6 protein-coding genes are annotated in these 6,603 nt (G+C 34.1%); 5 read left to right on the top strand and 1 reads right to left on the bottom strand.

Annotated elements, in window-relative coordinates; genetic code table 11:
- The first annotated feature begins 10 nt into the window (after positions 1-10).
- From paaI to HXZ69_RS13270, 5 genes are all read left to right on the top strand, one after another.
- Positions 11-424, top strand: coding sequence for a hydroxyphenylacetyl-CoA thioesterase PaaI (gene paaI, locus HXZ69_RS13250; protein WP_286496258.1), 414 nt, complete (start codon positions 11-13; stop codon positions 422-424).
- Between the two features lie 51 nt (positions 425-475).
- Positions 476-1,681, top strand: coding sequence for a 3-oxoadipyl-CoA thiolase (gene pcaF, locus HXZ69_RS13255; RefSeq protein WP_286496259.1), 1,206 nt, complete (start codon positions 476-478; stop codon positions 1,679-1,681).
- Between the two features lie 81 nt (positions 1,682-1,762).
- Positions 1,763-2,356: an acyltransferase gene (locus HXZ69_RS13260; protein WP_219035117.1), complete on the top strand. Its 594-nt coding sequence runs from the start codon at positions 1,763-1,765 to the stop codon at positions 2,354-2,356.
- Between the two features lie 151 nt (positions 2,357-2,507).
- Positions 2,508-4,559, top strand: coding sequence for a phenylacetic acid degradation bifunctional protein PaaZ (paaZ, locus tag HXZ69_RS13265; protein ID WP_286496260.1), 2,052 nt, complete (start codon positions 2,508-2,510; stop codon positions 4,557-4,559).
- A gap of 208 nt (positions 4,560-4,767) precedes the next feature.
- Positions 4,768-5,523, top strand: coding sequence for an enoyl-CoA hydratase/isomerase family protein (locus tag HXZ69_RS13270; protein ID WP_286496262.1), 756 nt, complete (start codon positions 4,768-4,770; stop codon positions 5,521-5,523).
- Positions 5,524-5,575: 52 nt separating this feature from the next.
- On the opposite strand, the gene HXZ69_RS13275 is transcribed toward HXZ69_RS13270, so the two are convergent.
- Positions 5,576-6,472 (bottom strand): pepsin/retropepsin-like aspartic protease family protein, encoded by an 897-nt coding sequence (locus tag HXZ69_RS13275; protein WP_286496263.1) that lies wholly within the window; start codon positions 6,470-6,472, stop codon positions 5,576-5,578.
- Positions 6,473-6,603 lie beyond the last annotated feature (131 nt).

The following is a 6,603-nucleotide window of genomic DNA, read 5'->3' on the forward strand; positions in this document are numbered from 1 at the left end:
TATCAAAAAAATGGAACCACAAAAGTTATTAAATAGAATGCTTGACCACGATAAATTTAGTGAATGGTTAGGTTTAGAAGTAATCGAAGTTAGAGAAGGATATGCAAAATTACAAGCAGCAATTCGCCCAGAAATGATGAACGGAGTAGGGTCTGTTCACGGAGGCGTAACGTTTGCGATGGCAGATTCTGCTTTTGCTTTTTCTTGTAATATGTACAATAATATTTCTGTAGCCTTAGATGTTCATATTTCATTTACGAAAGCTGGACGCAATGGAGATGTTTTTACAATCGAATCGCAAGAGATTTCTTCGACAAAAAGAACAGGTATTTACGATATCAAAGTTACAAATCAACATAATGAATTAATTGCTTTATTTAAAGGAACTTGCTTTAGAACAGGTAAACCTTTAATTGAAGAATAAATTTTATAAATTGCCTAAAGCATAATGTTTTAGGCATAAAGCTTTAAAACAATGAACCAAACATATATAATAGATGGAGTTAGAACTCCAATTGGTAAATTAAAAGGTGGATTATCTGCTGTTCGTCCAGACGATATGGGGGCAATGGTAATCGCCGAATTATTAAAAAGAAATCCATCAATTGATCCTGCTGCATTCTACGATGTAATTTTAGGTAATGCAAATCAAGCAGGAGAGGATAACCGTAATATAGCTCGTATGTCGGCTTTATTATCTGGATTACCTTACACAGTTCCAGGTGAAACAGTGAATCGTTTATGTGCTTCTGGCTTATCAGCTGCAATTGCAGCATCGAGAGCAATTCAGGTTGGTGATGCACAATTAATGATTTCTGGTGGAGCAGAATCGATGACACGTGCACCTTTAGTAATTTCTAAATCGGCTTCTCCATTTGGTGGTGATGCACAAATTTATGACTCAACTTTTGGTTGGCGTTTTATTAACCCAAAAATGAAAGAAATGTGGGGAGTTGATGGAATGGGTAATACAGCTGAAAATTTAGCAGAGCGTGATAATATTTCGCGTGATGATCAAGATTTATTTGCGGTTTGGTCTCAACAAAAAACGGCTGCTGCGCAAGCGAATGGACGTTTAGCGAAAGAGATTGTTCCTGTTGTTATTCCACAACGTAAAGGTGATGCTATTATTTTTGATATAGATGAATTCCCAAAGAATAATACAACAATGGAGATTTTATCAAAGTTACGCCCAGCTTTCAAAGCAGATGGAACGGTAACTGCGGGTAATGCTTCTGGGCTTAATGATGGTGCGGCAGCGAATATTTTAGCTTCTGAACAAGCGATTAAAGATTTTGGTTTAACACCAATGGCACGTATTGTTTCTTCTGGTGTTGCAGGTGTTGAGCCTCGCATTATGGGAATTGGACCAGTGAATGCAACTAAAATTGCATTAGAAAAAGCTGGTTTAACAATGAATGATATTGATGTAATTGAATTAAATGAAGCTTTTGCAGCGCAATCTTTAGCATGTACGCGTGCATTAGGTTTAGTAGATAACGATTCTCGTATCAATCCAAATGGTGGAGCTATCGCTTTAGGACATCCACTTGGAATGTCAGGAGCGCGTATCTTAAATTCTGCGGCTTACGAATTACAAGCTACAGGAAAACGTTATGCATTGGTTACAATGTGTATCGGTTTAGGACAAGGTTACGCTGTAATTATTGAAAGAGCATAAAATAGTTATTCGAAATTCGAAGTTAGTTTTTCGAGTAATACTAAGTTCGAATTTCGTCAAACGAAAAACTATATTAGAAAAATGATTTACGAATTCAAAGGATATAAACCCGTTGTTCATCCAACAGCATTTATTCATCCGCAAGCTGTGGTGACAGGAAATGTGATTATTGGGAAAGATGTTTACATTGGTCCAGGTTGTGCGTTACGTGGTGATTGGGGACAAATTATTATCGAAGATAATTGCAATGTACAAGAAAATTGTACGATTCATATGTTTCCAGGAACAACAGTTCATTTAAAAGAAAAAGCGCATATCGGTCACGGCGCAATTATTCACGGCGCAACAATTGGTCGTAATTGTATGGTTGGGATGAATGCAGTTGTTATGGATAATGTTGTGGTAGAAGACGAATGTATTGTTGGTGCTTTAGCTTTTGTAAAGGCTGATACACATATTCCGACAAGAAGTGTTGTGGTTGGAAATCCTGCAAAAATCGTAAAACAAGTTTCGGATCAAATGATCGAATGGAAAGATCAAGGTACTCAACAATATATGCAATTACCAAGTGATTGTCATGATAGTTTAAAACCTTGTGAACCATTAACAGAAGTTCCAGATTATTATTACGAGTCAATGGCTTCGAATTATAAAACGTGGAATGAAAGTAAGTAAAATGTAAAAAGTATTATGTAAAATGTCATACTGAACTTGTTTCAGTATCACACTTAAATTTAATGAGATTCTGAGATGAACTCAGAATGACAAAAACTTATAACTTAATACTTACGACTTATAACTAAAAAAATACACAAACAACATAAAAATGGCTAAACAATTAGAAAATTATGCTTTAGGACAATGGACAAAAGGTTCGTCTGAAGGGCAAATGTTATATAACGCCATCAATGGCGAAGAAATAGGAACTGCATCATCAGCTGGATTAGATTTCGGTGCGATGATGGATTATGCACGTACAGTTGGTGGACCAGTTTTACGTAAAATGACGTTCCAAGAAAGAGGTTTAATGTTGAAAAAATTAGCCTTATACTTAATGGATCGTAAAGAAGAATTTTACACGGTTTCTTGGGCAACAGGTGCGACTCGTGCAGATTCTTGGGTTGATATTGAAGGAGGAATTGGAAACTTATTTGCCAATGCATCTTTACGACGTCAATTCGGAGATCAACCATTTTATGTTGAAGGAGAAACGCATAAAATCTCTAAAAACGGAACATTCTTAGGTACACATATTTTAACACCAAAACGAGGTGTTGCAATTCATATTAATGCATTCAATTTCCCAGTTTGGGGAATGTTAGAAAAAGTTGCGGTTAATTTATTGGCTGGAGTTCCAGCTATTGTAAAACCTGCGACAATTACTTCTTTCTTAACGGAAACTGTTGTTCGTGCAATCATTGAATCTGGAATTTTACCTGACGGTGCTTTACAATTAATCACAGGTTCAGCAAACGGAATTTTAGATAATGTAGAGTCAGAAGATGTTGTAACATTTACAGGTTCTGCTTGGACAGGACAAATGTTAAAAGCACATCCAAGAATTACTTCAGAAGGTGTTCCATTCAACTTAGAAGCAGATTCTTTAAACGCTTGTGTTTTAGGAGAAGATGTACAAGTTGGCTCACCAGAATTTGATATTTTTATTAAAGAGGTTACACGTGAAATGACAACTAAAGCAGGACAAAAATGTACAGCGGTTCGTCGTGCATTGGTGCCAGCTCATTTGGTTGAGGATGTTCAAATCGCTTTAGGACAACGTTTAGCAACGACTACAATTGGAGATCCAAATGTGGAAGGTGTTCGTATGGGAGCTTTAGCGGGAGCAACGCAAGTTAAAGAAGTTCGTGAGAAAGTAGAAGAATTAGCTAAATCGCAAGAAATTATTTTTGGAAACTTAGATAATTTCGAAGTGAAAGGTGCTGATAAAAACAAAGGTTCTTTCATTTCTCCAATTTTATTTTTAAACAACGATCCATTCAATAAAACTGATGTTCACAACATCGAAGCTTTTGGACCAGTTTCTACAATTATTCCTTACAACGGAACTGCTGAAGCAATTGAGTTAGTTCGTATGGGGAAAGGATCGTTAGTTTGTTCGATTGTTACTGCGGATAATGATATCGCAACAGAATTTGTATTGAATGCAGGTTCTTTACACGGACGTATCGTTATTTTGGATGCAGAATGTATAAAAGAATCGACAGGTCACGGATCACCACTTCCATTATTAGTACACGGAGGTCCAGGTCGTGCAGGTGGAGGAGAAGAAATGGGAGGTAAGCGTGGTGTATTACACTATATGCAACGTACAGCAATCCAGGGTTCTCCAAATAAACTAACAGCTGTTACTCAACAATACCAATATGGAGCAAATTATATCGAAGAAGATAAACATCCATTCGCGAAGCATTTCGAAGAAGTTAAAGTTGGTGATACATTAATCACAGCAAAACATACGATTCAACAATCAGATATTAATGCATTTGCAGCTTTATCTGGCGATAATTTCTATGCACACGTTGACGCAACTTCTTTAGAAGGAACTATTTTTGAGCGTAATGTTGCTCACGGATACTATTTATTGTCTAAAGCGGCAGGTTTATTTGTTTTAGCGAAAAAAGGTCCAGTTTTATTAAACTATGGTTTAGATGAATGTCGTTTTGTGAAGCCTGTATATCCAGGTTCTACAATTGGAGTGCGTTTTACGTGTAAAGAAAAAATCGATCAAGAGAAAAAAGATGAAAACGATGTGGCAAAAGGAATTGTTCGTTGGTTGGTTGATATTTACGACGAAACGGGAGAAACAGTTGGTATTGCAACAATTTTAACAATGGTTAAAAAATTAAATCAAGATTAATATAATGTGAGAATGTGGTAATTTGTTAATGAGAAGATGATTTAGAATCATTTTCAAATTGAAAAATTACGTGAAATATTTGTCATGCTGAGCATGTCGAAGCATCTCAAATTATTAATTGTTTTGATTCAAACAATTAAACATATAATGAATAATTTATTAGTTAAATTTGCTCATTACCACATTTAAAAAAATTATCAAATTAGATATGGAAGCATACGTAAAATCAGATATACAAAATGGAATTGGTACAATTGAATTCTTTCACCCGCAAAGTAATTCAATGCCAGGTTCTCAATTAAGAAATTTAGCAACAGAAATTGAAAAATTAGGAAACGATGACGAAGTAAAAGTTATTGTTTTAAAAAGTGCTGGAGATAGAACATTCTGTGCTGGTGCATCTTTTGACGAATTAATTTCAATCAAAGATCGTGAAACTGGTCTAGAATTTTTCTCAGGATTTGCACATGTTATCAACGCAATTCGCAAAGCACCAAAATTTGTTTTAGCACGTATTCAAGGTAAAGCAGTCGGAGGTGGAGTTGGAATTGCTTCGGCAGCAGATTATACTTTTGCAACAGAATTTGCATCTGTAAAGTTATCAGAATTAGCAGTAGGTATCGGACCGTTTGTAGTTGGACCTGCTGTAGAACGTAAAGTTGGAAATTCTGCTTTTACACAAATGGCGATTAATGCAACTGAATTTCAGTCGGCTGATTGGGCGAAAGAAAAAGGTTTGTATGCAGAAGTTTATGCAAATGCAGTTGAAATGGATGAAGGCATCGATATTTTAGCTAAAAGATTAGCTAATTCAAATCCAGAAGCAATGAAACATTTGAAACGTGTTTCTTGGGAAGGAACAGAAAATTGGGATGAGTTATTAATCGAGCGTGCAAAAATTTCGGGTGAATTAGTTTTATCAGAATTTACGATTAACGCGATTAACAAATTCAAAGCAAAATAAGAATACAATATAGTTTATAAAAAAATCCACTTCAAAATGAAGTGGATTTTTTTTATAATTTAAAATACTCGTCTTTATAATATTTACTTTTCTTTACATATAAAATATCTTTTTCTGGATTGAGAATTAGATTGAAACGTTTAATCAAATCGCCACCCATAATATTTTTGTGTTGAATTTTTATTGTACTATCAAAAAATGACATTGGTACATTTTTGAATGTTTGATTTGCCAATTCGAAATTAGGTAAAATTGATTTTTTGGAAAGTATTACATTACCAGCAGCATCATTTAGTTTTGATTCTCCAATAATTTCAAATTTTTCTAATAATTTATTTTCTTTGGCAAAATCATCCGAAATCATCAATGCTCCAGAAAAACCTGTGTGAATCATAAACTCTGTTTCAATCGGTTTTTTGTCAATAAATGGAAAAGCTTTTATATACAGTGTTTCTTGAGAATATCTCGAATTTAATTTTGTATACTTTTTTAGTTTGGTAGGAGCTTTATCATAAACATATAATTTATTCTCATCAAAATTGATTTCTAAATATTTTCCTTCAAAAAATTTCAAACCAATTTTTCCATCACTCTCATGTCCAGATTGTTTGTCAATAAAAATTGGAATTTTGCTGAACTCTTCATTACCAAATTTAATCACATTGCTTTGACTCATTTTCATATCCGAATATCCAGCCCAAGATGTCACATTGTTTAAGGTATCAGAAATCGAAATAGATTTCATTTTTTTATACGAATCTTCAATAATTGTAATATAATCAGAGCCTGTATGTAACATCAATTGCACCGTATCTTTTTGATTGATAATAACTGGTACTAAAATATTGTTGTATTTTGTTAATCGAAATGGTATTTCTTTTACGATATTCTGCCCGAAAATTACAATTGAAATAATAGTAAAAAGTAACGAAAATATTATCTTTTTCATTTAGTTGTATAATTTCATTAAAAGTAAACTAATTTGTAGAAATGATTAATATGCTATCAATAGCGTCCTAAATAAATTTAGGGCATAAAATATCCACCCACTTTAGTAGGATACAAGCTATAGTTGGACAA

Source organism: Empedobacter sp. R132-2 (assembly GCF_030324375.1).
Classification (GTDB): Bacteria; Bacteroidota; Bacteroidia; order Flavobacteriales; family Weeksellaceae; genus Empedobacter; species Empedobacter falsenii_B.

Excerpts from the sequence above, each read along its gene's own strand:
- pcaF (WP_286496259.1), top strand. The coding sequence starts at position 476 with ATGAACCAAACATATATAATAGATGGAGTTAGAACTCCAATTGGTAAA.
- HXZ69_RS13270 (WP_286496262.1), top strand. The coding sequence starts at position 4,768 with ATGGAAGCATACGTAAAATCAGATATACAAAATGGAATTGGTACAATT.
- HXZ69_RS13260 (WP_219035117.1), top strand. The coding sequence starts at position 1,763 with ATGATTTACGAATTCAAAGGATATAAACCCGTTGTTCATCCAACAGCA.
- paaI (WP_286496258.1), top strand. The coding sequence starts at position 11 with ATGGAACCACAAAAGTTATTAAATAGAATGCTTGACCACGATAAATTT.
- paaZ (WP_286496260.1), top strand. The coding sequence starts at position 2,508 with ATGGCTAAACAATTAGAAAATTATGCTTTAGGACAATGGACAAAAGGT.
- HXZ69_RS13275 (WP_286496263.1), bottom strand. The coding sequence starts at position 6,472 with ATGAAAAAGATAATATTTTCGTTACTTTTTACTATTATTTCAATTGTA.